Here is a 25,749-nt window from a genome sequence, read left to right as displayed (position 1 = left end):
CAATCCCGGCCAGCCTTCGGCGGCGCTGGCCGAGTTGACAAGCGGCGCCGTCAGAGGCCGGCTCTGGCCATTGCTTCACGGGTCCAGCGCCGCAACAACTCCTTGCGTTGCGAGCTGATACCGTCATACAGCTCTTTATAAAGTTTATCGCTCAACGGCGCATCGTCGAACAGCTCCGGGGCGTCAGGAATACCCAGCTGTCTGGCCAGGTCCTCGATCCGGGCGGTGAGTGTGTGCAGATTGGTTTGCTCGTTCGGGAAGGCCCATTCAGCCTTTGCCTCTTTCAGTTCTGCGAGCAAGTCCTCCTTGGGACGAAACGCAAGATCATTGCGTGCGATCTCCTCCGGATAAGTCGTGCGCAAATACTTTTCCCAGAACTTGCCGTAATACAGATCGAGCATGCCGTTGACCAGACCATCGCCGCGTTCACCGGCAATGATCCTGTCGTAGGCGTTGTTGATCTTTTCGTCGGTCACGCCCGAACGAGGCCGGTACAGCATGCCTTCGGTCTGCCAGGGTAGTTGCAGACGTTCAGCCAGCCCCGTTTCGTAGGCCATGTGCACTTCGACTTCATCCGGCGCAAGATTGCGCGGGTCCTCTTCGTTCAGCCTTGCTTGTGTCTTGTATTCGAACACCGCTTCGTCGGTCACCCGATTCAAGCGCGCCGCGCTGTGGGCCAGGCGCACGAGTTTGTCCTCAAGCATGGCGGCTGAGGTGGATTCTGCGTAGGCCTTGGACACCAGCACCTTCATGCCCAGCGAGTTGAACAACTGCGCACCGAAATCGCCGCAATCTTTCGGCGACACGATCTGCTTGAACAGCTTCCCGCGCAGTTTTGCGTCCAGCGCTGCGGCATCGACCATTTCCCAGACACGCTGAGTCAAGCGTCGGCGACCCTGGTCGAAGCGGTAATCGGCGCTTTCTCGCAGTTTGCGGATCATGGCGAAAAAACCGCCGGAATCGGGTTCGGCCATGAGGTCATGCCAGGATTCTTCGCGGTATTTGCTGAACGCTGCTGAAGGGCTGAAAGGGGATTGTTCCTGAGGAAACAGTTTCCAGTGGCTGATCTCGTCATCGGCCGCCGCTGAGTAGTCCTGCACAAACGCCATGCCTACGGATTTGCGGTAGGTGCCATAGCGCACGCGATCCTCGTTGGACAGCCGCCCGGTATCGAAACGCGCGCGACCGAGAATGTGCGCCTGACTGGAACCCGGAGTGACTTTGGGTAAGGTCTTGATGGGCGCTGCGCGCATGTCCAACATGAAACTGCGTGGCCGCTGTTTGTCCAGGTCATTGACCGTGAACAGGCCTTCGGGCCAGCTCTCGATGCCGGTATTGGCCAGATTCAGCTCGGTCAGATATTCCATACGCCCGACGTCAGGTGGCAGGGTCAAAGGGTTGCCGTTCAGATTCAGCGTTCGCAGCTCTGTCAGGCCTGCGAGCTGTTGCGTGGAGTCAGCACTCAGTCTGATTCGATTATCGGCCAGATCCAGAACCCTCAGCGGGCGCATCAATCCGAGGATCGAAGGCAGTTCCTGCAACTCACACTTGCGGGCGCTCAATTGGCGAAGGTTGGGGAAACTGCTCAGCAGCGCACTGGGATCTGCAGAAAGTTGCGCCCGGTCGAGGCTGAGGGCCGTGATGCGATCGAAGTACTGTTTCATTTTCGGGCGCTTGCGCAGCGCATTCCACCAGGGTTCGAGTTTTTTGCCTTGGAGCTCGGCGGACAAATCCAGTGTGTAGCCTTCCTCTGGATGGACGCTGCGCTCGTCGAAAAACGTGCTTTGGCGCTGGAAGCATTCGATCAGCTGTTGCTCGATCATTTCGCCGCCATTGTGCAGATAGTCCGATGACACGCCGGCGTAGCCTGTCTCTGGATCCACCTCGGGAGGAAAACTGTTGCGCCAGTTATCCAGTTCGCTGCGCAGCTCCTTGAGCTCCTGGTGCAGGCGTGCGATGGCTTCATCCGGGTCGCCCCGGCGCTGCAACACCTTAAGGAACGAGGCCACTTCCCTCGGGTTCATTGACGGATACAGGTCGCTGATTTTTTCCTCCCGGGTCGATGCACGGAGAGGCCGGGGCAAGCCACGTACCAGCGTTTCGGTTTCGATGGTGATCACCGGGCGAATCGGCGGGTCTGCCAGCACGCTGCGGCGTTCAGCGGGAGCGGCCGACTGCTCCATCAGCCACAATTTCAACGCTTGGCCCTGACCTTGCCGGTAGCCCACGCTTGACAGCGTTTCAGCCGGTACCGCATGCAGCATCGATTCATAGAAATCATCGGCGCCGTGCAGCGACCGGTGGTTGGCGTCGAACACTTCGTAGCGGCCGTGTTCATCTCTGATCAGGCTTCTGAGGGTACTGGCGTCTTCCGCTCCGACGCTGCAACGCAACGGCCCGTCGTGCGTGCCGTCGCGTACCTCGATGCGCAGGTTGGCAAAGGTGTCAGTGTGAATGCGCAAGGTCCCCAACGCGAGCCGTTCGGTGTCGGCAGACAGTTGATCGTCGCGATAGAAACCGTCGTAGGCACGGCTGGCCCTGGCTTCAAAATCCAGTTCTCGTGCTTCAGTCTTGAGGCGCAGTGGCAGGCGTTTTTCGTTCACCGTGCGTTGCAACTCGGCAGCACTGGCCTCGGCCAGAAGTTTTTCACTCAGTGGCAACGGCAGTTCAGGAAACGTTTTGCGCAGGACGCCTGCCTCAGGCTTGCTGGATCGTTCGCTCGCTTGATAGAGGCGCATGGACACCTCCGTCTGGCGTTTGTCGACGGCATCGGCAAGCACATTGCGTAGCGCTTGCACACGCTCCGCCGAGGGCACCTCGCGCCCCAGCAAAGCGCGCATTTGCGCGTCATTCAGAAACCTCACCAGCCGCTCCGGCAAGTGCCCGGCATTGAGTTCGGACTGGGTGATCGTCAGGGTGTCGGCCGGGCTGGCCGTCGGATTGCCGTACCGGCGCGAATAGCCATCGAGATGCTCGTACAGCACGTTCATCGCCCGTTGGCGCGGCCAGCCGGGCAGGCTGGTGACGATCGGTTCGAACCAGTCCGACTCGGCTGCGATCGGCCGGCCGGCGCGAATATTGGCACTGGCAATCCTCGCGTCATCGTAAGCCGAAAAACGCTTGAGACCGTCGGCCAGCAACGGTGGTGGTGCGCTGCTGGCGCTGTGCATGCGGCGCAGCTGTTCGTGCCCGGTGCCGCTGCTGATGCGGATCTGCTCCAGCTGCGTCGGCGAGAAGCGCTCGGCGCGGTGGCCCAGGCGCGGCATCAGGGCTTGCTCCTCCCAGTCCGCCGGGTTTTCCGCCTCATGTCGCCAGGCGCCGTGCTCGTTGTGTTCAATGATCGGTTTGTACGCATTGGCTCGCTCGGGATGGTTGACCCGGTAGGTTTTTATGTCGGCACGCGTCGAGGCTTTTTCCACACTGTAGAGCTTGCCCTCGAGCGGCAGAATGCGTTCGCGGCCGTGGTTGTGCAGGCCATGAGAGTCGGGTTTCGAGGCGGCATTGAGTTGCAGGCTCTTGTGTTCATAAGGGCCGAGGTCGGGGTGCCACAGCGTCGGTTTGCCATCGGGCAAGCGCACCGGTTTCATGCCCTCGACCAGCGGTGACAGTTTGATTTGGAAGGCACTGGCGATTTCCGCGCCCGCACCAAAAGCCGCCAGCTGAATAACGCTGGTCACCACGCCGATGACATGATCGGCGGCTTGCTGCCACAGACCTTCGGCCAGATCGACAATGCCTTCGATGACTTCGGTGGTCAGTTGGTAGACGGTGTAAGCCAGCATCAATTCGCCCAGCCCCGGAACGAATGGCGTGGCAATCAACAGGGCGACATTGAAGATGTCCGAGAGGATTTTCTTGAAGTTGTCCCACCAGGCGTCGCGCGCCTTACTGTCGGCGTCGGCAGTGGAAACGGCGATTTCCGGGGCGTCGTTGAGGATCTTGTTGAGTTTTTGCTGATAGGCGTGGCGCCAGTAATCGCCTTGCAGTTTCACCCGACTGAATCGCAGGTTGGGGTTGCTCACGGGATCCTTGCGCCATGCCGGTCGCTGATCGGTCGGATCCTGTCGGTGGTGGTAGCGCGTGATGAACAGGCGTTGTTCGAGTTCAGCGAAGAAGTGTCCGCGCTGCTGTTGATCGACGAACTGGCTGAAAAACTGACGATAGGTCTGTCGGGTCGTGTCGCTGAAACGGTCTTCGCGCAACTGGCGCGCTAACTCTTCCCGGAACGCTTTCAGCGAGTCGTATTCCTTGAGCGGATGATCGGGGTCGTGGGGGATGTAGACAATCAGGCGATTAATGCCGCGGTTGTCCGGCTGCGCATGGGTCAGCAGCAGGATCCCGGTCAGTCGCGTACCGAGCAGCGACAGGTCCGCGCACTGCATTGAGCGGCCATTGAGTAACAGTTGCGGTTTGTTTTCGGCCAGACCCAACACCATTTTGTAGGCGTCGTACGGGACGTCATCCTTGATCAGCGCCAGTTGCGCCGCGACGGCGAGAGCGTCTTTCTGGCTTTGAGTCACTTTGTGTTGCAGAACGCTTTCGGCCAGCGGTTCGCCGGGCAGCAGGTAGCTCTCTAGATGCTTTTTGTACTGCGCGCCGATGTCCAGCTCCCGGCACAGCGTTTGAAACTGGTTGATGGGCATGACGCTTTTGATCGGCACGACATTGAACAAACCGCGCTCATCGGGTTCGCTGATGTAGTCCGAGCCATGGCCAAGCGTTTCATTGCGGGCGAAATTATGCAGGGCGGCGTCCAGTACCGAGACGGTGCGGGTCTTGGCACCGTCGGAGTCACTGTTCGTGGGAAGGTACAGGCGTAGCCACGTTTTTTTGACATCCGGCTCAATGCCGTGACGCTCCTTGATTCTTGCCTTGAGCAATGGTTCGGCGAAGGCATACAGGTCGGTTTTCGCCAGCAGATGATCCACCTGGTTCTGCGAACCCCAGGCCTTGAGGTTGGCGGCGGCGAGTTTCTTCCGGTAGGCGGCGGGCGCAGTGCTGTACCAGGCAGGGTTCGTCAGTGGCGCGGCTGCCAGGGCGTTGGCACGACCGAGGGTGGCGTTCTTGAAACTGTCGTCGACGGCGGCTTTGATGAATTCGTAGTGCCGTCCTTTGTCCGCGAGTTCGGCAGGCAGGGGAGCGAGAGACATGGCCAATCATCCTTGATTGTTGAGGAGTGATCAGCCTACCCACGGCAGGGCAAAACAAAAGTTCAAAGATCGGGAGGCAAACGACTTGGCGGGCGGCTAACCCGACGAAAATTCGAATCTGAAAAATACATAAGTACCACCCACCGCCGAGAAAAAACGTCACCCTGATTCCGAATGTCCCGACACGATTTGTTACCTCGCTGTAGGACGCTGTGCCTCGAGCATTGCCACGCTGGCGGTTTGCGTCGGCTTGCATTGCGAGTCGCTGCCCGGTTGCAGATACGGCGTGAGAATCGGCGCCATGCCCTTGAGCACCTGTGTAGGCAGGGCCGAGGTGAACTTGAAGTTCTCCGCCGAACGCCCCGGAACGAACGCGGTGAGGGTGCCGAAATGGTGGTCGCCGATGTAGAACACGAAGGTCGCCGTGCGGTTGATCGACTTCGAACTGAGGATGCGTCCGCCCGAGCCAATGGCCTCGATGCGGTTGTCGCCGGTCCCGGTTTTGCCACCCATGGCCAGCGGGCTGCCATCGGCCAGTTTGAAACTGCCGGAAACACGTTTTGCCGTACCGGCATCGACCACTTGCGACAGCGCCTCGCGCATTGCTCTGGCCACTTCCACCGGCATCACTCGCTTGCCGACATGCGGGTCGTTGACCAGTTGCGTTTCGTACGGCGTGTCGGCGGCAAAGTGCAGGCTGTCGATGCGCAATGTCGGCATGCGCACGCCGTCATTGAGGATGGTGCCGATCAATTCGGCGAGTGCGGCGGGGCGATCGCCGGAGCTGCCAATGGCGGTGGCCAGCGACGGCACCAGGTGATCGAACGGATAACCGACTTTCTGCCAGCGCTGGTGAATATCGAGGAACGCCTCGATCTCGAGCATGGTGCGAATACGGCTGTCGCGGGCGCCCTTGTGCTTGCTTTTGAACAGCCAGCTGTAGACTTCCTGACGTTCGAAATGGCTGGCCTTGACGATCTCGCCGAAGGTCGCGTCAGGGTGGTGGAGCAGGTAGCCGATCATCCACAGGTCCAGCGGGTGCACCTTGGCGATAAAGCCTTGATCGGGCAAATCGTAACTGCCGGGGCCGTAGGAATCGTAGAGGCGGATCAGGCGATCGTCGGTGAGTTTTTCGCTGAGCTTGGCGCCTTTGAGGTGTGAGCGCACGAAGGTGTTGAAGTCTTCCTGACTGGCATCGGGCAACAAATAGCGATGCACGGCAGCCATGCGGATCGGCGTCGGACGCATGCTGTCGAGGAAGGTGTCGAGGCGCGCCTGGGTGTCTTTGTTTTTGTATTTTTTCCAGAACTTGAGCTGGAACGAGGTGCCTTCGCGGTCGGCGAAACTGGCCAGGTATTCCTGGCGACGCGGGTCGCGATCATCCTTGAGCAATTCGGCACTGTTGTTGGGGCCGGAATAGGTGGTGTAACGCACCAGATCGCGCATCAGGCGAATGAACGGCAGGTTGATCGACTCGCGCAGGGCATCGCGCAGGGTCGGTAGGCGGCCGTTGTCTTCCTTGCGAAAGTTGTGGAACGTGTGCAAGCCGCCGCCGGTGAAGAATGCCTCGCCGGGGCTCGCCGAGTATTTGCGATCGAGTGCGGCGCCGAGCAGCTTCGACAGGTCGTGATCCTTGTTTTGAATCAGGTAATCGATGACCCACTGGCTCAGGCGATCCTGATCGGGGACTTCGACTTTCTTCAACTCCGGCACGCTCATCGCCCCGTACTTGTCGTGCAGTTCGGCGATGATTTGCAGGTAGGTGGTGAGCACACGCATTTTCGCCGTTGAGCCGAGTTCGAGTTTGCTGCCTTCGTTGATGTCGAAGGGCTGGTCGGTGCTGTCAGTCTGCACTCGCACCCGTGAGCCGTCCGGGGTCAGTTCAAACAGGGTGAAGCTGTAGCGCACTTGCGTGGTACTGGTCGGCGTCAGCAAGCGTTCGCCGAGCAGGCCGATTTCAGCGGCATAGGCCGGGTCGGCAAGTTTTTTCAGGTACGCGGTGGCCTGGGTTTGCAGCTCGCCCTGAAGGGTACTCGTGGCTGACAGATCGAGGCGGTCGAGGTCGTACAGCGGCCGGTTGAGCATGCTCGCCAGACGACTGCGGGCGGCGCTGATGCCCTTGTTGGTTTCGATGGGCTGCATGGTCGGCTGGGTCTGCCAGTCGCGGTAGCTGACCTTGCTGGCAAGGGCGGCATCGGCCAATGCGCCATCGATCACCGCGTTCTGTTTGAGCAGACGCAAATGGCTGTCGGTGAGATCAGCGAGTTCCTCGCGGCCCTTGGTCAGATAATACGAAGGGCGGCGCTGGGCGATCATCAGCGACAACATCTCGCGCAGGGCCAGACCTTTGGCGGCCATGGTTTTCGGATCGGTCGCCGGGCTGTTCAACTGTTCGTTGGCCTGCTTGAAGTCGCTGCCGTACCAGACCCGCAGCCCTTCCGCCATGCCATGCACTTCGCCATGCCCCGGCACCGCCGAGAGCGGCACGCTGTTGAGGTAGTCACGCACGATGTTCTGCCGTGCCCCCAAGGTCTGCGGGCCGGGCTGATAGGCGCGCACGCTGGCGGACATCATCTGCCGCAGTTTTTCCGCACCGGACACCGTCAGGCCATCCGGAGAGTGGCGGTACTTTTCCAGCTGCGTCGCCAGCGTGCTGCCGCCCGCCGACTGGCCGGGCAAGCGCAGCAATTTCGCCACTTGCGACCACGCCGCCATGCCGAAGCGCGGCCAGTCTACCGCCGGGTTGGCCAACGGTTGTTTCGGGTCGAGCAGGAAACGGTTTTCGATGAACAACAGGCTGCTGACTACCACGGGCGGAATAGCGGCGAAGTCGGCGTACAGTTGTTGCGGATAGTTGTACTTGTACAGCGGCGCGGCGCGGCAATCGGTGATCGACAGCCCGGCCTGGATCTTCTCCGAATACGGTACGAACAGGCCTTTGTCGGTGTAGCTGAGCAGGGCCGGCGAAAAACGCGTCTGCTCGGTCACGACGTAATTGCGTTTGAGCAAGCGCGGCAGGAATTCATCAAGGGAGCTGTAGCCCAGACGCAGATCGAATGGTCCGTTGCCCGGATAGCGAATCGCTTCGCTGGGACCGGGTTCCAGATGGTAGGTCAGTGACGCCGCGTACCGGCTGAGCTCGCGTGACTGAAAGCGCGAGGTGCGCATTTCCTTGGACGCGGCCAGCCCCACCACGATCGCGATAATCACCAGCAACAACCAGAAAGCCTTCCACCCATGCCGATTGCGGCGGGTTTTTTCAGGGACAGGCGCTTCATCCACTCGTTCAGTCGGAACCACGGCTTTACTCGAATCGGTTTGCCACAAAGCGCCCATAGTCGATTGATCCATTCACGCAGATTGATCGGACTTGTCTGAAGCTTAGACGGTGGTTGGCGAGTGGCGAGGGAATTGTGCGGGCGCTGAGCATCGAGGCGCTGACGAGGCTCCATCCCTCGATGAGTGGCGACGTTGCAGAGGTTGCCGCTCCAATAATCTGGACGGGTTGCTGGTGGTTAAAAACATGAGTGTTCTTATATTCAATGGTGAGTATGAAAGTTTACAAAAAACATAAGTGGATAAAGTTTTATGGTCTTGGGTTTTCTGGCTGTTTGCGCTTTCGCGCGCTTGAGGTTGATAGTTTGGCCTGTGAATCAGTGCGGGTTGTTTGAAGAGATGCTGGTTAAACTTTATATACAGTTGGTAAAACACTTAATTGGTAATGCTTGTCGACTGTTGTTTTGAGAATTTTGCATGTTTACTTTTTCCTTGTTTTAATTCACGAGGAGTAGTGTATGTCTGAGTCCAACGACTCTGTGTCGAATGTTGTTTCGGCGTCTGATAGTGAGACAAGTAATATTGAGTCCGTAAGACTTGAAGCCGAAAAGGTTTTGCCTTCCGCACTGGGTGATTTTGCCGGCGCTTTATCCTGGCAGATTCCTTTAAGTGTCGACCAAAAGAAGCAAGTACTGGAAGCTGTCCGGGTTTATATCGAGGGTCTTGATGACTTGCCACGGCCGGGTCAAGGACTGCTGGAACTTCTCAACATAGAGCAACCGCTCAGCCCCGAAACATTGCGCGATCCAGCCAAGGCAGTGGAAACCCTGATTGCCGGAGCTCGCGGCCAGGCACTGGGGCTGGCGGTGCAAACCCGCTTGAAAGGTTACGCCTCGGATGTCAGCGTCAACGACTACGCACTGGCCGCTGTTCAACTGCATCTTGATCCGCAGTCGATTGAAATCCATAAACGCAATAGCGTCGCGGGTTTCGATCTGGACAGTAAGCAACATTGGGGAAAACCGGTTACAGCAGTGTTCGACAAACTGCGCGAACATCTGATCAAAGAGCTCAGCAGCAACCCCGAAATGTCCGGTTTGGGCGCCTACATTTTGCTGGCGAAAAACGCTCCCGTGTTCCTGATCAAAAATACTCCTGCCGGCGTCAAGTACGGCGGCCCTGCATGGTTCAACCTGGCAGTTGCCGCAGCGACCATCGAAGCCCAGTCGCCGGGAAAGGTCGCAAACATGACGTTTGCCCAGGTCATGGTCTACGCCGAAAGTGCGGCGTTGCGCGATCCGGCGGTTGCGCAGTACGCCCAGACAATCACCTTGGCAGATTGGAGCGTCGTCCATGGTCTGATGAACAGGAAAGAGGTTGAAAGTTATACCGAAGCACAACTTCGCGAGTTGAAAGAAACGTTCAATAGCGAGTTGGCCGACCGACTCAACACGCCAATGCTGCTAAGCAGTGAGTTTCCCAATCGCGAGAAAATAGCCCGGGTCGCACTGGAGAAGAAGTTCGGCAAAGGCTTTCCGATTGAAGAGCGCGTCCTTGATAGCGACGCGAATTGGGCGGCAGCATCGGGCACCCCGGTAGCGAAAGGCAAACTGCATACACTGCTGGACGCGGCAATGATGCGTGGGGGGTTCAAATGGGATACCCGCGACCCGTTTCTGGTGCAACATCTTCACACCATCAACACGATGGACTTGCGTGTGCCAGAGACGTTCGATCATGAGTTTGAGACGACGCTGAATAACCTCAAAAAGGGTACTCAGATGAGCGTACGTCGTCTGATATCCGAGTTGCCGCTCGAAGACCGAGAGAACCTCGAGTATGGCAAGATCGATTTCTATCAGGACAAGACCATCAAGTTGGCTACGGATTTCTGGAACAGGAAAATTACCAACTCCAACCAGACTCTGACGTTGAGAGTCGAGCGAGGCATTGATAAAAAAGTCTCGGTGTATTGTATCGATCTGGGTGCGGCATCAATCACCAGGCGAGCGTCGGATCCTGCCATTTCTGAAGATCGGGTCGACGTGCATATCCCGAGCGTGTCGTATGGTGTGAGACTTTTCCAGCCTGCCAATAATAAACATGCCGAGCATCTGAAGCAGATATTTTCCTCGTCCGGGATTTTTCCCGTCCCCAGCAATTATTCCAGCAACAGATCTCACATCATTGCCGATGCTTTTGTCGAACATCTTGATTTCGACAATGAAGATATTCGCAAAGCGGCTGAAGGCCAGACCACGTGGGACAAAGAACTCGCGGTGCTGAATTCGCGCGTGCAGTTTCTACTCAACCTGATCCCCTTCAAATCGGCCGTCAGCAATTTTATCGACGGCAAATACGCAGATGGTGCAATTGATCTGTTCCTCGACGTATTGGGTTTCGTCACCGCTGGCGTGAGTGTCGCGGCAAAGTTGACAAAAGTGGCGGCCACGACAACCTCGGCACTTCGTCAAGCGCTCAAGGCCGCGAAAATCATTGGCGTGCTTGTCATTGGCGAACTCAACCCGCTGAGTGTACTGGTGGCAGGTGGGAAGCTTCTGGGGGCGGGGATCAAATATGTGGGGGTCAAAGGCTTGCAGCAGTTCGACAAGTTTCGAGATGCTGTGTTTGGGTACGACTTGCTGATTGGCGTCAGCAAACAGCACGGGCCGGCAGCGCTGGGCACCTTTAAAGTGGGTGAGCAAAGTATTGAGAGCGTGGGTGTATTGAAAGGCAGTAGCTGGCATCCATATAACACCCGGACCCAACGGCTGTATGGCGCACCGGGCAACTTTCGGCCCTCCGGATCTGGCGGGTTCGGCAACGCCGAGATGGGACGTTTCACTGTCAAATCCTCGGTCATTGCCGGTCTTGAAGCCAATGCCAGAGGTATTTTTCGAAGCACCGACGGGCAGAGCTTTTACATTCGTAACATTGATGGGACAGGCCAAGAGGCTTTTTACCAGATCAAAAATGATTTCTCCCTGAGCGCAGATCTGACGGATATCATCCTTGTCGATCGCGTAACCAATCGGGCGCATGGCAGCCGGCTCTGGCAAGTGGCGCCAGATCAATGGCAGCCGGTGTCTCTGCGCGGCGGCGACCTTTCAGCAGGTGCGACGGAAATCCCGGCAGGCGCGATTGTTGATGAGAGCGCGAGTTTTGCAGCCCGGCTCGTGCACACATCCCGCAATGCACTGGGACTCGACTTGGTGTTTACGCGTGGGCGACTGCCCAACGGTTTGTGGGAGCCTGTCATTGAAACCATCAATAATCGTCAAACGGCGCACCTGCCTTTTGATTGGGGACAAAAGTCGACTACGCATTATTCGATCCAACGCACCAGCATTCATCAGGCGCTGTCAGCAACTGAATTCAGTCGATTGTCGGTCGTGGGGAGCTTGACGACGAACGCCTCTGAATATAGCGCCTCGATCAAAGCACAGTTAGCCAGAACAGACGGCGGTGCAAATTTCTTTTTTGTAATGGAGCGGATCCAGCCTGCGAACTCGGTCGGGAAGGAATTCAATGCATTGAAAATACATGACCTTGAAATCAACAAACTTCCTGTGGGCGCGAATGCCGTCAGTGGTTATTGGATGCCCCAGGGAGGCTACGTGGATATACCGGTTCATCCCGAATGGGGTCAACCGGATTATCTATTCACACCTGATTTCACTGGCTGTTCGTTGGTGGTCGACCAGTTGGATACTAATCTGCTACGGGTCAGGCACGTTGAAGGAGCAAAAGAATTCGCTCAGTACAATGGCCTTCCTGCGGGCGAGCATGGTTGGGGTCTTAGCACGTCCATGGAATTTCAGGATTATGGATTTCGCGTGGACGCAAACGGTAGCGCAGATTCGTTACTTACCGGATTTGCATTTATGAAGTACGACCGCCAGACGAGTGCCTGGAAACTGCATTTTCAGTCCGTCCAGGGGGGGCCCAGAATCGGTAAACACTCCTCAGCAGTGCCTGGATGGCGAACGCCGCCGGAGACGGTCGTGGAGGTGTACTCTGACTACAAAGTGATGAAAGTAGTGAACAGGCCAGTGATGACGATAGTCGGTGCGACGGCAGGCTGATGTGACGCTGCACCATCCTTGTGCAATACTCGCCGCCTTTTTTGGTGGCGAGTTTTCCTACATTTGCCAGTTGATCACCTCGGTCTGTTGGCAAATTCGCGACAACTCCCGCTGAATCTTGTGATTTATAGAGTGAAAAGACCTGCAGCAAGGTTTTTATACTGCACGCCCCGCTGATCTTTCAGGTCATCCTGCAAGACGTGTCGGCCCACGAGGCCGGCGCGGTTTCACAGCAGCTAAGGCTTATCGGCCGACGCTTCGATACTCGGTGGTCATATCCAATAACAAGACGAGGTTGTCCCCCTATGCCAACTGGCAATCACCTGCCTCACGGCGGTACCGCTCAGGGCGGTCCGCTCAAACGCGAACTCGGTGAACGGCATATTCGCCTGATGGCGCTCGGTGCCTGCATCGGCGTCGGTCTGTTTCTAGGTTCGGCCAAGGCCATTGAAATGGCCGGCCCGGCGATCATGCTTTCGTACATTCTGGGTGGTCTGGCGATCCTGGTGATCATGCGCGCCCTCGGCGAGATGGCCGTGCACAACCCGGTGGCCGGTTCGTTCAGCCGTTACGCACAAGACTACCTCGGCCCGCTGGCAGGCTTTCTCACTGGCTGGAACTACTGGTTCCTGTGGCTGGTGACTTGCGTCGCGGAAATCACCGCAGTGGCCGTGTACATGGGCATCTGGTTTCCCGATGTGCCGCGCTGGATCTGGGCCCTCGCGGCGTTGATCAGCATGGGCTCGATCAACCTGATCGCGGTAAAAGCCTTCGGTGAGTTCGAATTCTGGTTCGCGCTGATCAAGATCGTCACCATCATCGCCATGGTCATCGGCGGCATCGGCATCATCGCGTTCGGTTTCGGCAATGACGGCGTGGCCCTGGGGATTTCCAACCTGTGGGCCCATGGCGGTTTCATGCCCAATGGCGTGACCGGTGTGCTGATGTCCCTGCAAATGGTCATGTTCGCCTACCTCGGTGTCGAGATGATCGGCCTGACCGCCGGTGAAGCGAAGAATCCGCAAAAGACCATTCCTGATGCGATCGGCTCGGTGTTCTGGCGGATCCTGTTGTTCTACGTCGGCGCACTGTTCGTGATTCTGTCGATCTACCCGTGGAACGAGATTGGCACTCAGGGCAGTCCGTTCGTGATGACCTTTGAGCGTCTGGGCATCAAGACCGCCGCCGGCATCATCAACTTCGTGGTGATCACCGCCGCGCTGTCGTCGTGCAACGGCGGCATCTTCAGCACCGGGCGCATGCTTTACAGCCTGGCGCAGAACGGCCAGGCCCCGGCCGGTTTTGCCAAAACATCGAATAATGGTGTACCGCGTCGAGCGCTGTTGCTGTCGATTGCGGTGTTGCTCTTGGGCGTAATGCTCAACTATCTGGTGCCGGAGAAAGTCTTCGTCTGGGTGACTTCGATTGCCACCTTCGGCGCGATCTGGACCTGGGTGATGATCCTGCTGGCCCAGCTGAAATTCCGCAAAGGCCTGAGCGCCAGCGAACGTGCGGCACTGAAATACAAAATGTGGCTGTACCCGGTCAGCTCGTATTTTGCCCTGGCGTTTCTGGTGCTGGTGGTCGGCCTGATGGCGTACTTCCCGGACACCCGCGTGGCGCTGTATGTGGGGCCGGCGTTCCTGGTGCTGCTGACCGTGTTGTTCTATGTGTTCAAGTTGCAACCGACCGGTGAAACGCAGGGTGCTGCGCGTTCGGCCTCTTAAGTCGTAGCTGCTGAAAAAACGAAGCCCCGGTCGAGAGATCGGGGTTTTTTATTGCCCATGCCGCGGATCGTCTCCAAAGCTGAGCCTCCTGCGCTAGCTCAGCAGCAGTTTGAAGACCACTCGTCGGAAGTAGCCGCGCACCTGTAATTTCTGACAGTAGACCTGGTACCTGCCTTGGCCTAGGTTGAAGCTTCGCCAAACGTGGCAAGAGCGGGGCACCGGCATGAAGGGATTCTCGGCATTGACGGTTATCGGAATCGCCGATGGATTGATCCATTGGCAGATCTTTTTCGTCCTGTGCACGGCTGCCGAACTGACCCAAGCCGCCAGCAATTTCGCGGCTTTCTGCGTAGCGGCCATGTTCTCGTTTTACGTGAACATGCTGTACACCTTTGACAGCCGAACGTCGGTGCTTGGTTATCTGCTGTTTATCGTGGTGATGGGCGCGCTCAGTTTTGCCATCGGTTCGATCGCCGATACGCGTGATCTGCCGGGATTGCTGACGGTGGCGGTGTTTACACTGCTGAATCTGTTGCTGGGGTACAGCTTTTTCAGGTTTGTATTGTTTCGCAGACAACGGCTATGAAGACTTTTGCGGCCGTTGCATTTGTCAGACGAGCCTTTACGCCAGTGCTCGTTGATCGATTCGCGCTCGCTATCGTTTTGATCCTCGCACTACTCGTACGGTTTTACGCTATTTCAGTACCCGCCATCTGGAACGATGAAGCCTATAGTCTGCTGCTTGCACGCGAAACACCGGAGCGCATCTGGGCGCTGACGGCACGGGATGTGCACCCACCGCTTTACTACATGCTGTTGCACTACTGGGTGTCGGTGTGGGGAGATTCGGCGTTGTCTGCCCGGGCGTTGAGTGCACTCGCGGATCTCGGCACTCTTTTACTGTGTATCAAGTTGATGAGCCTGATTGCAACGCGCAGGGCGACATGGATTGCTGCGCTGCTATTGGCGTTACTCCCGATTTCGGTGCGCTATAGCCAGGAAGTAAGGATGTACAGCTTGCTCGGGTGCTGGTTGATGGCTGCAACTGTTGCGTTGGTTTGTTGGGCGAGGGTTGCGGAGCAAGGCCGTTTTGCGGTGATCTACGTGCTCCTGATGAGCGCTGCTTTTTACACTCACTACTTCGCAGGTTTGTGTGTACTGGTGCATTGGTTGTTTTGGTGGCTGAGCCGGAATAACCGTCCCGGGATGGCGATTACCCTAGGGCAATGGCTACTTGCTAACCTGACTGTCGTGGTCCTGTATTTGCCTTGGGTACCTCATCTGATTGCTCAACTTGCGAATACGACGGGCTTGGGTTGGATCAAACCGGTGACGCTGCAGGAGGCGTTGTCGCTAGTCTGGCAGTTCACGCTGATGGGAAATGGGGCTTCTCAAGCATCGGCGTGGCATCTCCTGCCTCTGGCGCTTTTACTGTTCTGCGCCACAACAGTCATCGCGGACTACTCCCTAAAGCGACCTTTTCGTTTTTTGCCGATTGGTTATTTTTTTGTTCCGCTGACAACGCTCTATGTGTTTGCCTTATTCCTTCCGCTGTTCGTTCCTAGATATCTGGTTTTTTCGGCGCCCGCCATTGCGATGATTGCAGCGTTGGCACTTGACGGCATCTGGAGACGTCGAGCGTTGTTGGCGACTGTTGGTTTATTGCTTTTTGTTGTTGTGCAATTAAATGGTCTGACTGCGGTTTACCGGCAGACAGATGGCTTGAGTGGAACGAATTACCGCAGAGATACCGAGTTTGGTCAGTTGGTGAAGCGGCTCAATCAGAATGCCCTTCCAGGTGATGAGGTGATCATTGCTAACCCGTTCTGGTACCCGACATTCACTTATTACGACACCACTGGTATTGATCCCCGGTTTGAGGTGCGCTCATCGATTGACGATTACCTGAAGCTGACCGGTCGAGGTCTTTTGAGCCTGATCAAAGATCCCTTAGCGAGTATTTATATTGATGGGATAACGGTTTTGGATTGCCGCAGCCAAAGAGTCTGGTGGATCACAGATGCTGATTTGCATGCTGACAGGCCACAGTTCGCAAAGGATCGGACTCCCGTGTTGACGATTCACGGGGGAAACATTTCTGCGTATCTGTTTACTGCCGATTCGGTGCCGGCTTCAGCGCAGGCCAGCACCTATTGCACACTTAAGCCACGGCCACTTCCTGCGGCTCAAAACTGTCCGCCCGCGCCATCTGCCACATCCGCGAATAGAACTCGCCATTCACTTCCCCGGTGAGCAACTCCCCCGGTTTCAGGAACACATGCAACTGCGAGAACAGTTTGATCTCGGTCGCCGACATGCGCCGCACCAGATGCTTGGCCGACAGTTGTGATGGATGTTCCAGCCCGGCAGCGGCAAGCATTTCCGCCAGAGCCTTCAAGGTATTGCGGTGGAAGTTGAACACGCGCTGCGCCTTGTCCGGCACCACCAGCGCACGTTGGCGCAAAGCGTCCTGAGTGGCCACGCCGGTCGGGCATTTGTTGGTGTGGCAGCTTTGCGACTGGATGCAGCCGATGGCGAACATGAAGCCGCGTGCGGAGTTGGCCCAGTCGGCGCCGATGGCCAGCACGCTGGCGATGTCGAAGGCGCTGACAATCTTGCCGCTGGCGCCGAGTTTGATTTTGTCACGCAGGTTGAGGCCGACCAGGGTGTTGTGGACGAAGAGCAAGCCTTCGCGCATCGGCACACCGATGTGATCGGTGAACTCGACCGGTGCCGCGCCGGTGCCACCTTCCTTGCCGTCGACAACGATGAAGTCCGGCAGGATGCCGGTTTCCAGCATGGCTTTGGCGATGCCCATGAACTCCCACGGATGGCCGAGGCAGAACTTGAAGCCCACCGGTTTGCCGCCGGACAGTTCGCGCAATTGCTGAATGAAATGCATCATTTCCAGCGGTGTGGAAAACGCGCTGTGACGCGACGGCGACACGCAGTCTTCACCCATCATGATCCCACGGGTATCGGCGATTTCCCTGGTGACTTTGTGCTTGGGCAGTATGCCGCCGTGGCCGGGTTTGGCGCCCTGGCTCATCTTGATTTCGATCATCCGCACTTGCGGATTCTGCGCCTGGGTGGCGAAGCGTTCCGGGTCGAAACGGCCATCGCTGGTGCGGCAACCGAAGTAGCCGCTGCCCAGCTCCCAGGTCAGGTCGCCGCCGTGTTCGCGGTGATACGGACTGATGCTGCCTTCACCGGTGTCGTGGGCGAAGTTGCCGAGTTTCGCGCCCTGGTTCAACGCGCGGATGGCGTTGGCGCTGAGCGAACCGAAGCTCATCGCCGAGATGTTGAACACCGAGGCCGAGTACGGCTGCGAGCACTGCGGGCCGCCGACGGTGACGCGGAAACTGCTCGGGTCGCTCAGCGGTGCCGGGCGCATCGAGTGGCCGATGAATTCGAAACCGGATTGATAGACATCGATCAGCGTGCCGAACGGCTTGTCGGCGGTTTCGTTTTTCGCTCGCGAATAGACCAGCGAACGCTGCGCGCGGGAGAAGGGCAGGGCATCGCTGTCGGACTCCAGCAAATACTGGCGGATCTCCGGGCGGATGCCTTCAACCAGATAGCGGATGTTGCCGAGGATCGGGTAATTGCGGCGCACGGCGTGCGGGCTCTGCAGCAGGTCGAACAGACCGATCAGGCTCAGCACGCCGGTGACGGCAGTGATCGGCCACAGCCAGTCGTGTTCGAGAAAAGGCAGGCTGGCGAGGGTGAAAATCACGCAGACGGCAAAGAAGGCGTAGCGGCTCAGGAGTGACAGGCTCATACGGTTTCCTTGGTTCGGACTCGGAATAATCAGCGAGGATTCAGGAATAAACACATTCCCCTGTAGGAGTGAGCCTGCTCGCGATAGCGGTGTATCAGCTACAAATGATTTGACTGACCCGACGCCATCGCGAGCAGGCTCGCTCCCACAAAAAGCAACTTCACCAAACGATCAGGCGTTTTGCGCCTGAAGAAATATCGAAAACAGCTCGGACTGGGATTTGATCCCCAGCTTGCTGTACATGTGTTTCTTATGGACTTTCACGGTTTCTACGGAGATTTCCAGCTTACGGGCGATTTCTTTACTGGAGCAACCGCTGAGCATCAAACGCCCGACATCCAGTTCCCGCGCCGTCAGTTGCGCACCCTTGAGTTGTTGCACCGAGGCTTCCAGTTGCACGCGCCAGTCTGCTTGAGCGGGTGCGGCGGCGAGGGCCACGGTTTCGTTGATCTCATAGGGTAATCGTTGGCGCAGCAGGCCCAGCACCCAAGGCTGGATCAATGACAGCAAGGCGATATGTTCGCCAGTGAAACGTTTTTCACTGCCCAGCGAGAGACACAGTGTGCGATCACCTTCGAGCTGACAATTGAACTGGATTTCGTCGGCCACGACATTCAGACGAAAGTATCGCTGGTAATACTCGGTCAGTTCGAAGTGCTCCGGCGCCACCTCGGACAGGCGATACAAACCGGTGCGCGACTGCTCGCGGCAGGCGATGTAGAACGGGTCGAGCAGATACAGGCCGCGCAGATAATCCTGAAACAATTGGTCGGGGTTGCCGTCTTCGCCGGGGCATTCGGCGAAGACCTGCGGGTGTTGATCGGCGCTGAACAGCAGCGCTACCCAGCTATCGAACGGCACGTACTGGTCGAGCAAACGCACCAGTTGTGCCCAGAAATTCGGCTTGTCCAGCGCGTCGATCAATTGCCCGACGGCGCGGTGCCAGGTGATGTCGTCAAACGAAAGTGCCATCGATCTACCCCTATCGGGTTACCCCGGCCGCGTAATTCCCTGGCCGGCTGCTTGCTGCGCATACTGGCCCACAGACAGCCACCGGGCAATCTTTCAGCACCCGACGCTCATCACAAGGAACTCCCATGAAAGTCGAACTCGCGCAACTGGCGGGCCGTGACAATGCCACGGCGTACAACCTCGAACGCGCGCTTGCAGCGATTGCCGCGTGTGCGCCGGACACGCAGCTGATCGTGTTCCCGGAAACTCACTTGATGGGTTTTCCAAGCGCTGAAACCGTGGCGCAAACGGCCGAGCCGCTGGACGGCCCGACTGTCAGTGCAGTGCTCGCCGCTGCGCGCGAACGCAACATTGCCGTGGTGATCGGCATGGCCGAGAACGACCACGGGCGCTTCTACAACACCACGCTGTTGATCACCTCTGCAGGCATCGCCTTGAAATACCGCAAGACCCATTTGTGGGCGTCGGATCGTGGCGTGTTTGAAGCCGGTGACCGCTACGCCACCTGCGAATGGAACGGCGTGCGCGTTGGCTTGCTGATTTGCTACGACATCGAATTTCCAGAGTCGGCCCGTGCCCTGGCGCAACTCGGCGCTGAATTGCTCATCGTGACCAACGGCAACATGGACCCGTACGCGCCGACTCACCGCACCGCGATCATGGCCCGTGCCCAGGAGAATCAGGCGTTTGCGCTGATGGTCAATCGCGTGGCGGCGGGGGATGACGGCTTGATGTTTGCCGGTGGCAGCGCACTGGTCGATCCGCTGGGCTCGCTGCTGTTCGAGGCCGGGCGGGAAGAAGGGACGTTCCGCGTTGAGCTGGATTTCGCACGGTTGGAGATTGCGCGCAGGGATTACCGCTATCTGGATGATCAGCGCTTGAAGTTGTCGGGGGAGGTGGTGGAGCGCAGCGATGGTGTTCGTGAATTGTTGATTCCACGCTGTTGACCGCTGCCCTCACCCTAACCCTCTCCCAGAGGGAGAGGGGACTGACCGAGTTGATTGTTCGAGGTACGCCGACCTGAAATACCGAGTCGAACTCAGGTTTTACCCGATCGTTCCCACGCTCTGCGTGGGAATGCAGCCCGGGACGCTCCGCGTCCCAAGAGCGGACGCAGAGCGTCCATTGAGGCATTCCCACGCAGAGCGTGGGAACGATCAGCCACACCCGAAAACATTCGCCGAACCCGGCTCTGCCATAAATCCAATAAAATTCGGAGTAAGTCGCCCATGGCTCGTTTGCAACGCACCCTTTCATTAGGGTCGGTGGTGCTGTTCGGCATCGCCTACATGACGCCGATCATTGTCCTCGGCACCTTCGGCATCCTCGCCCAGTCCACCGCCGGCATGGTCCCTGCCGCGTATCTGGCGGCGCTGGTGGCGATGTTCTTTACCGCCATGAGCTACGGTCGCATGGCTGCCGCGTTCCCGGTTGCAGGTTCCGCTTACAGCTACGTGCGCAAGGCAATCAGCCCTAAACTCGGCTTCATCGCCGGTTGGGCAGTGTTGCTCGATTATCTGTTTCTGCCGATGGCGATCTGGCTGATCGGCGCGGCGTATCTGGCCTCGGCATTCCCGTCGATCCCGCAATGGATCTGGGTGTTGGCGTTCATCGGCATCACCAGCGCAATCAACATCATCGGCCTGAAACTGGCCAACGGCATCAACGCCTTGCTGATGCTGGTGCAGTTCCTCGTATTGATCGCTTTCGTCGCGCTCTGCGTGCACTACATCGGTGGCGATGCGAGCACGCCATTGTGGTCGATCAAACCGTTCTTCAATGGCGATATGCAAATGCCGCTGATCATGAGCGGCGCGGCGATTGCCTGCTATTCGTTCCTCGGCTTCGACGCGGTCAGCACCCTGACCGAAGAAACCCGCGACCCACGCCGCACCATTCCGCGAGCGATCATGTTGATCACACTGATCGGCGGGCTGATCTTCGTTGGTGTGTCGTACTTCGTGCAGATCGCACACCCGTCATTCCAGTTCGACAGTGTCGATTCGGCCGCCTATGAAATCGCCCGCAACATCGGCGGCGATCTTTTTGTGTCGATCTTCCTGATCGGTCTGATTGTTGGCCAGTTCGCGTCAGGGCTGTCGGCGCAGGCCAGTGGTTCGCGCCTGTTGTTTGCCATGGGCCGTGACGGTGTATTGCCGAAATCATTCTTCGGCACCTTGCACGCGCGCTTCGGTACGCCGGTCAACAGCATCCTGCTCTGCGCCGTGGTGGCGTTGCTGGCGCTGAAACTTGATGTGACCACCTCGACCTCGTTCATCAACTTCGGCGCGTTTCTGGCGTTCAGTCTGGTCAATCTGTCGGTGATCTTTCATTACTGGATCGGCGGCGAGAAAAAGGGACTGCGTGAGATGGTGCTGTTTTTGATCTTTCCGTTCATTGGTCTGGTGGCGGATTTATGGCTGATGGTCAGCCTTGATCACTTGGCGGTGTATCTGGGCTTGAGCTGGCTGGCGATCGGCGTGGTTTATCTTGCCGTGCTCACCGGTGGCTTCCGTCGCCAGCCGCCGGAGATGGATTTTCAGGAAGCCACTTGAGGCTCAGGCAGCGGGCCGGTTCTGGCGCATCGGCAATTCGACGCGAAAGGTCGTGCCCACGCCCGGTTCGCTGCGTACCGAAATATCGCCACCGTGCTTTTTGACGATGCCGTAGGACAGGGACAGTCCAAGCCCGGTGCCCTGGCCGACCGGTTTGGTGGTGAAAAACGGATCGAAGATCTTCTGCAGGATCTCCGGCGCAATCCCCGCGCCGGTGTCCGCGACTTCCACCCAGGCCGTGTCTTGTTGCTGCCCGGTGCGCAAGGTGATGGTGCCGCGTTCCGGGCCCATGGCCTGCGCCGCATTGACCACCAGGTTCATGATCACCTGATTGATTTGTGATGGCAGGCACTCGATGTCCGGCAGCGGCTGATACTCCTTGATCAGGTCGGCCTTGTACTTGAGTTCGCTGGCGACGATGTTCAGGGTCGACTCGATGCCTTGCTGCAGATTGGCCCACTGCCATTGCTGATGGCTATCGACCCGAGAGAAGTCCTTCAGGTCCTTGACGATCTGCCCGACGCGGCCAATGCCTTCCTTGGATTCGCGGATCAGCACCGGGATGTCTTCGAGGAGAAAATCCAGATCGGCGTTTTTGCGCAATTGCTCAAGCCGCGCCACTGACTCGCTGTCTGGCGTTGGCCCAAGCGTCTGCCAGGCATCAAGTACGCTGAGCAATTGTTTGAAGTAGCCGTCCAGCGTGCCGAGGTTGGAGGAGATAAAGCCGATCGGGTTATTGATTTCATGGGCCACACCCGCTGCCATTTGCCCCAGTGACGCAAGTTTTTCCGACTGCACCAGCTGACTTTCCAGTTGCTTGCGCTCATCGATTTCCCGCTGCAGTTCTTCACTGGCCTGCTTGAATTGGGCCGTGCGTTGATCGACCAGATGTTCCAGGTGATGCATCTGCAATGATGCGCGTTCGGTCATCTGCCATTTGGTCAGCAGGGTGTTGGCCATCTGCTGCACTTCGATGTTGTCGAACGGCTTCTTCAGAATCAGCAAGCGGTCATGCGCCTGCAAGCGCTCCAGCAGTTCATCCCAGGAATAATCCGAGTAGGCGGTGCAGACCACCACTTGCAACTGCGGGTCCTGTTGCCACAGATGTTCAATGGTTTTCGCGCCGTCCCAACCGTCGGGCATGCGCATGTCGACAAAGGCCAGCGCGTAGGGGCGTTGTTCTGCCTGGGCCTGTATCAGTTTGCCCAAACCTTCCTCGCCGCCGTAGGCCGAGTCCAGCTCGAACGGCGGACGTTCGGCGCGCACCTGAGCGCCAAACAGTGCCGCTTCCATCTGGTCCAGTTCCACCGACTGCGCCGCCGGCGGCGCGAGAATCTTGCGAAAGTCTTCATGGATCGACGGCATGTCGTCGATCAGCAGAATGCGGCGGTTCGACAGCTCGCTCATGCGTTCTCCGTGACGCTGATCAGGGGGATCTGCAAAGTGAACAACGCACCCTGGCCCGGGCCGTCACTGTGCGCAGTGAGGTGGCCGTTCATTTCGATGGCCGCCAGGGCGCAGCTGTGCAGACCGAAGCCGTGGCCTTCCTTGCGGGTGGTGAAACCGTGGGCAAAGATCCGCGTCATGTTTTCCGCAGCGATGCCTTCGCCATCGTCCTTGACGCTGATTTCGAGGAAGCTGTCATCGACAATCCTGACCGCCAGGGTCATGGTCCGGGGGCGGTTGCTGAGGTCGGACATGGCGTATTTGGCGTTGCTGATCAGGTTGATCAGAATCAGCAACAAGCGGTGTTTGTCGCCCATCACCTGCGGCACGTCGGCGTATTCCCTGACCACTGTGACGTGGTGCCGGGTCAGTGCCCCGGCGTTCATGCGCAACGCGTCTTCCAGTAGCTCGTTGATGAACAATGGCTCGGTCATGCTGTTGGCGCCGGCATAGGATTGCTGGGTGGCGACGATGTCCTTGATGTGATCGACGCTTTTGTTCATCTGATTCAATTCGTCGAGCATTTCCTGTTGTTCCTGGGCAATCGCGACCACCAGTTGGTTGAGGTAGCCGGGGAGCAATTTGCCTTTGGCGTCTTCGCTGAGGAACGCGCCGAGGTCATCCGGGTGTTCGTTGATCAGTTGCATGGCCTTGCCCAGGCCCTGGCCCTTGCTGTTGCGCAGCTTGCGCGTGATCAGGTCGCTGGAGATGTTCACGCTGTTGAGCACGTTGCCAACGTTGTGCAGCACATTGGTGGCGATTTCCGCCATGCCGGCCTGACGTGCCGCGTTGAGCAGTTCGCTCTGGGCGTCGCTCAGTTCCCGGGTGCGTTCTTCGACTCTTTGTTCCAGCGCGTCGTTGGCCGTTTGCAGGGCGTTATTGACCCGGTTGATCTCGGCGAAACTGCCGATCAAACGGATGGCCAGCCACACCAGCGACAACATCAGCAGCACCGAAAACAACAGCAGGTAGAAGTGGTACTGCCGGTCGACCTGATCGGCGCGCTGCTGATCGTGATCGAGCATAGTGGTGATGTTGTCGAGGCTTCCGGCCACGGGGATGTTTTCGATGTTTTCGAGCAACTGGTTGACCAGTGGCTGCTCGCGCGCAATCAGCGAGATATGGCTGCTCATGATTCTGATCGGGGTCTGAAACGCGAGCGGCAGGCGTTGCGCGTTGACCTTCAGCTTGTTCAGGCCGACCTCGATGTCGGCGGCCAGGTTGTCAGAGGTGACCTGGGCGAATTCGAGGGCACTGAGCAGCAGGTCGTAGGTGTCGGTAGTGATGTTCTGCAGCTGCAATTTATCGAAGTCCGACAGGCTGGCCAGTTGCTGTTGGATGTCGTCTTCAGCGGTGGGCAAAAAGGCCAGGGAATTACGCAACAGCGCGTTGTGCGATTTGAACTGTTCGACCAGACGGATTTTTTCCTGCATCGCCTGTCGGAAACTTTCGTGAGCGTCGTTCCATTGCGCCGAGTCGTTGCGCCCATGTCCGGACTCGATCGCATCGAAGCGCGCCCAGAGCCGGTTCATTTCGTTCATCGGTGACACCAACGGATCGTAGTTGTGGCTGAGCGCCACTCGCGCCTTGAGGAGCTCGTTTTCCCACAGCGAGTTCTGCTGTTTGATCTGCCGGATCAGATCCCTCGATTCGGTGTACGTCATGGTCTGGGCAGAGCTGGATTTGATGTACAGGAACAGCAGGATCGAGGCCAGCGCCAGGGCGACCAGGGTCAGCAACAACAGACTGCGTCGCCGCGAGATGTTGATCATGGCTTGCTCTCCCCTTGGCCGGTCAGGGTTGTGAGAAACAGCATGATCAGCCGTTTGTCCTCAGCGCTCGGCATGCGCCCCAACTGGTACTGGAACATCACATCCACGGCGCGTTCGAGGGTGGGGGCCGAACCGTCGTGAAAGTACGGCGCGGTGATCGCGACATTGCGCAGGCTCGGCACCTTGAACACGGCCCGGTCCGCTTCGTCGGCGGTGACGTTGAAGCGGCCCTGATCGGCCACGGTCGGGCTGCCGCGATCGGCAATGTAATCGCCGAACACTCCGAATTTCTGGAACATGTTGCCGCCGATGTTCACCCCCTGATGGCAGGCAATGCAGCCGTACTCCTTGAAGCGCTGGTAACCGTACTTTTCCTCCAAGGTGAGGATGTCGGTGTTGCCGAGCAGGTATTGATCGAAGCGTGAGTTGGGCGTCAGCAAGGTGCGTTCGAAACTGGCCAGCGCCTGCTGGACATTGGCCTGGGTCACGCCGTCCGGGTAGGTGGCGGCGAAATCGCGACGATAGTCGGGGTCGTTGCCGATGCGCTCGATCACCGTGCTCCAGTCGCTGCCCATTTCATGGGGGCTGGTGATGACGACGTTGCTTTGTTCCTCGAGCGTTTCGGCGCGACCATCCCAGAACTGGCGGAAGTTGAGGGCCGCGTTGAACACGGTCGGGGTGTTGACGGCCACCGGTTTGCCGTCGAAGCCCAGTGACAAGGCGCGGCTGTCGGCACCGTTCTTGTCGAGTTGGTGGCAGCTGGCGCAGGACAGCGTGTTGTTGATCGATAACCGTGGCTCGTGGAATAACCGTCGACCGAGTTCCACGCGCCGGGCATCCTGCTGCGGTATTGCGGGCAACGGTTTGAGCGGCTCGTTCAGCGGCTCGGCACTGGCCCCGGCGCAGAGTCCGCACAGCAGCAGCGCCATGGCGTGGTGGAAAAGGCTCATCGGCAATTGTCTCCCTGACTCAAGGCCTGTTTCAC

13 protein-coding genes are annotated in these 25,749 nt (G+C 58.1%); 6 read left to right on the top strand and 7 right to left on the bottom strand.

The features are described 5' to 3' along the window. Window positions 1-50 precede the first annotated feature (50 nt). Both QOM10_RS23575 and QOM10_RS23570 read right to left on the bottom strand, forming a co-directional pair. Window positions 51-5,150, bottom strand: coding sequence for a dermonecrotic toxin domain-containing protein (locus QOM10_RS23575; protein WP_316917036.1), 5,100 nt, complete (start codon window positions 5,148-5,150; stop codon window positions 51-53). Window positions 5,151-5,342: 192 nt separating this feature from the next. Beyond that, entirely contained in the window at window positions 5,343-8,486 is a 3,144-nt protein-coding gene (locus tag QOM10_RS23570) for a transglycosylase domain-containing protein (RefSeq protein ID WP_127929627.1), read from the bottom strand. Between the two features lie 458 nt (window positions 8,487-8,944). Here QOM10_RS23570 and QOM10_RS23565 point away from each other — a divergent pair, with 458 nt between their 5' ends. The 4 genes from QOM10_RS23565 (at window position 8,945) to QOM10_RS23550 (ending at window position 16,491) form a co-directional block, all read left to right on the top strand. Next, window positions 8,945-12,511 carry a hypothetical protein gene (locus QOM10_RS23565; RefSeq protein WP_316917035.1) on the top strand — a complete coding sequence of 1,189 codons (3,567 nt, stop codon included), beginning with the start codon at window positions 8,945-8,947 and terminating at the stop codon, window positions 12,509-12,511. Window positions 12,512-12,816: 305 nt separating this feature from the next. Further along, window positions 12,817-14,238 carry an amino acid permease gene (locus tag QOM10_RS23560; RefSeq protein WP_127929625.1) on the top strand — a complete coding sequence of 474 codons (1,422 nt, stop codon included), beginning with the start codon at window positions 12,817-12,819 and terminating at the stop codon, window positions 14,236-14,238. A 223-nt stretch (window positions 14,239-14,461) separates the two neighbouring features. Beyond that, the gene (locus QOM10_RS23555) at window positions 14,462-14,824 is read left to right on the top strand and encodes a GtrA family protein (protein WP_127929624.1); all 363 of its coding nucleotides are present in this window, start codon (window positions 14,462-14,464) and stop codon (window positions 14,822-14,824) included. Then, window positions 14,821-16,491, top strand: a complete 1,671-nt coding sequence (locus QOM10_RS23550) for a glycosyltransferase family 39 protein (protein WP_127929623.1) — start codon at window positions 14,821-14,823, stop codon at window positions 16,489-16,491. The genes QOM10_RS23555 and QOM10_RS23550 overlap by 4 nt, the downstream gene beginning before the upstream one ends. Here the strand turns inward: QOM10_RS23550 and QOM10_RS23545 are convergent. Next, the gene (locus tag QOM10_RS23545; protein ID WP_316917034.1) at window positions 16,400-18,019 is read right to left on the bottom strand and encodes an FMN-binding glutamate synthase family protein; all 1,620 of its coding nucleotides are present in this window, start codon (window positions 18,017-18,019) and stop codon (window positions 16,400-16,402) included. The two genes, QOM10_RS23550 and QOM10_RS23545, sit on opposite strands and share 92 nt — an antisense overlap. Before the next feature lie 171 nt (window positions 18,020-18,190). Continuing rightward, window positions 18,191-18,991: a helix-turn-helix transcriptional regulator gene (locus QOM10_RS23540; RefSeq protein ID WP_127929621.1), complete on the bottom strand. Its 801-nt coding sequence runs from the start codon at window positions 18,989-18,991 to the stop codon at window positions 18,191-18,193. Window positions 18,992-19,116: 125 nt separating this feature from the next. Between QOM10_RS23540 and QOM10_RS23535 the strand changes: the two genes are divergently transcribed. Further along, window positions 19,117-19,938: a carbon-nitrogen hydrolase family protein gene (locus tag QOM10_RS23535; RefSeq protein ID WP_127929620.1), complete on the top strand. Its 822-nt coding sequence runs from the start codon at window positions 19,117-19,119 to the stop codon at window positions 19,936-19,938. A 282-nt stretch (window positions 19,939-20,220) separates the two neighbouring features. Continuing rightward, on the top strand, window positions 20,221-21,546 hold the full coding sequence (locus QOM10_RS23530; RefSeq protein ID WP_316917033.1) for an APC family permease: 1,326 nt from the start codon (window positions 20,221-20,223) through the stop codon (window positions 21,544-21,546). Between the two features lie 3 nt (window positions 21,547-21,549). On the opposite strand, the gene QOM10_RS23525 is transcribed toward QOM10_RS23530, so the two are convergent. From QOM10_RS23525 to QOM10_RS23515, 3 genes are read right to left on the bottom strand one after another with little or no spacing between them, the layout of a single operon-like run. Beyond that, entirely contained in the window at window positions 21,550-22,953 is a 1,404-nt protein-coding gene (locus QOM10_RS23525; protein ID WP_316917032.1) for an ATP-binding protein, read from the bottom strand. Next, entirely contained in the window at window positions 22,950-24,764 is a 1,815-nt protein-coding gene (locus QOM10_RS23520; RefSeq protein WP_316917031.1) for a DAHL domain-containing protein, read from the bottom strand. The genes QOM10_RS23525 and QOM10_RS23520 overlap by 4 nt, the downstream gene beginning before the upstream one ends. Beyond that, window positions 24,761-25,714 (bottom strand): cytochrome-c peroxidase, encoded by a 954-nt coding sequence (locus QOM10_RS23515; protein ID WP_127929616.1) that lies wholly within the window; start codon window positions 25,712-25,714, stop codon window positions 24,761-24,763. The genes QOM10_RS23520 and QOM10_RS23515 overlap by 4 nt, the downstream gene beginning before the upstream one ends. Window positions 25,715-25,749 lie beyond the last annotated feature (35 nt).

Origin of the sequence: Pseudomonas sp. P108 (genome assembly GCF_032613195.1) — a bacterium.
In the GTDB taxonomy this organism is placed as follows: Bacteria; Pseudomonadota; Gammaproteobacteria; order Pseudomonadales; family Pseudomonadaceae; genus Aquipseudomonas.
This window is presented reverse-complemented; position numbering and strand designations above follow the sequence as displayed.

What these genes read in the sequence shown, in the direction of transcription:
- QOM10_RS23520 (WP_316917031.1), bottom strand. Translation starts at nt 24,764, where the DNA reads ATGATCAACATCTCGCGGCGACGCAGTCTGTTGTTGCTGACCCTGGTC.
- QOM10_RS23540 (WP_127929621.1), bottom strand. Translation starts at nt 18,991, where the DNA reads ATGGCACTTTCGTTTGACGACATCACCTGGCACCGCGCCGTCGGGCAA.
- QOM10_RS23555 (WP_127929624.1), top strand. Translation starts at nt 14,462, where the DNA reads ATGAAGGGATTCTCGGCATTGACGGTTATCGGAATCGCCGATGGATTG.
- QOM10_RS23560 (WP_127929625.1), top strand. Translation starts at nt 12,817, where the DNA reads ATGCCAACTGGCAATCACCTGCCTCACGGCGGTACCGCTCAGGGCGGT.
- QOM10_RS23570 (WP_127929627.1), bottom strand. Translation starts at nt 8,486, where the DNA reads ATGGGCGCTTTGTGGCAAACCGATTCGAGTAAAGCCGTGGTTCCGACT.
- QOM10_RS23550 (WP_127929623.1), top strand. Translation starts at nt 14,821, where the DNA reads ATGAAGACTTTTGCGGCCGTTGCATTTGTCAGACGAGCCTTTACGCCA.
- QOM10_RS23545 (WP_316917034.1), bottom strand. Translation starts at nt 18,019, where the DNA reads ATGAGCCTGTCACTCCTGAGCCGCTACGCCTTCTTTGCCGTCTGCGTG.
- QOM10_RS23530 (WP_316917033.1), top strand. Translation starts at nt 20,221, where the DNA reads ATGGCTCGTTTGCAACGCACCCTTTCATTAGGGTCGGTGGTGCTGTTC.
- QOM10_RS23535 (WP_127929620.1), top strand. Translation starts at nt 19,117, where the DNA reads ATGAAAGTCGAACTCGCGCAACTGGCGGGCCGTGACAATGCCACGGCG.
- QOM10_RS23565 (WP_316917035.1), top strand. Translation starts at nt 8,945, where the DNA reads ATGTCTGAGTCCAACGACTCTGTGTCGAATGTTGTTTCGGCGTCTGAT.
- QOM10_RS23525 (WP_316917032.1), bottom strand. Translation starts at nt 22,953, where the DNA reads ATGAGCGAGCTGTCGAACCGCCGCATTCTGCTGATCGACGACATGCCG.
- QOM10_RS23515 (WP_127929616.1), bottom strand. Translation starts at nt 25,714, where the DNA reads ATGAGCCTTTTCCACCACGCCATGGCGCTGCTGCTGTGCGGACTCTGC.
- QOM10_RS23575 (WP_316917036.1), bottom strand. Translation starts at nt 5,150, where the DNA reads ATGTCTCTCGCTCCCCTGCCTGCCGAACTCGCGGACAAAGGACGGCAC.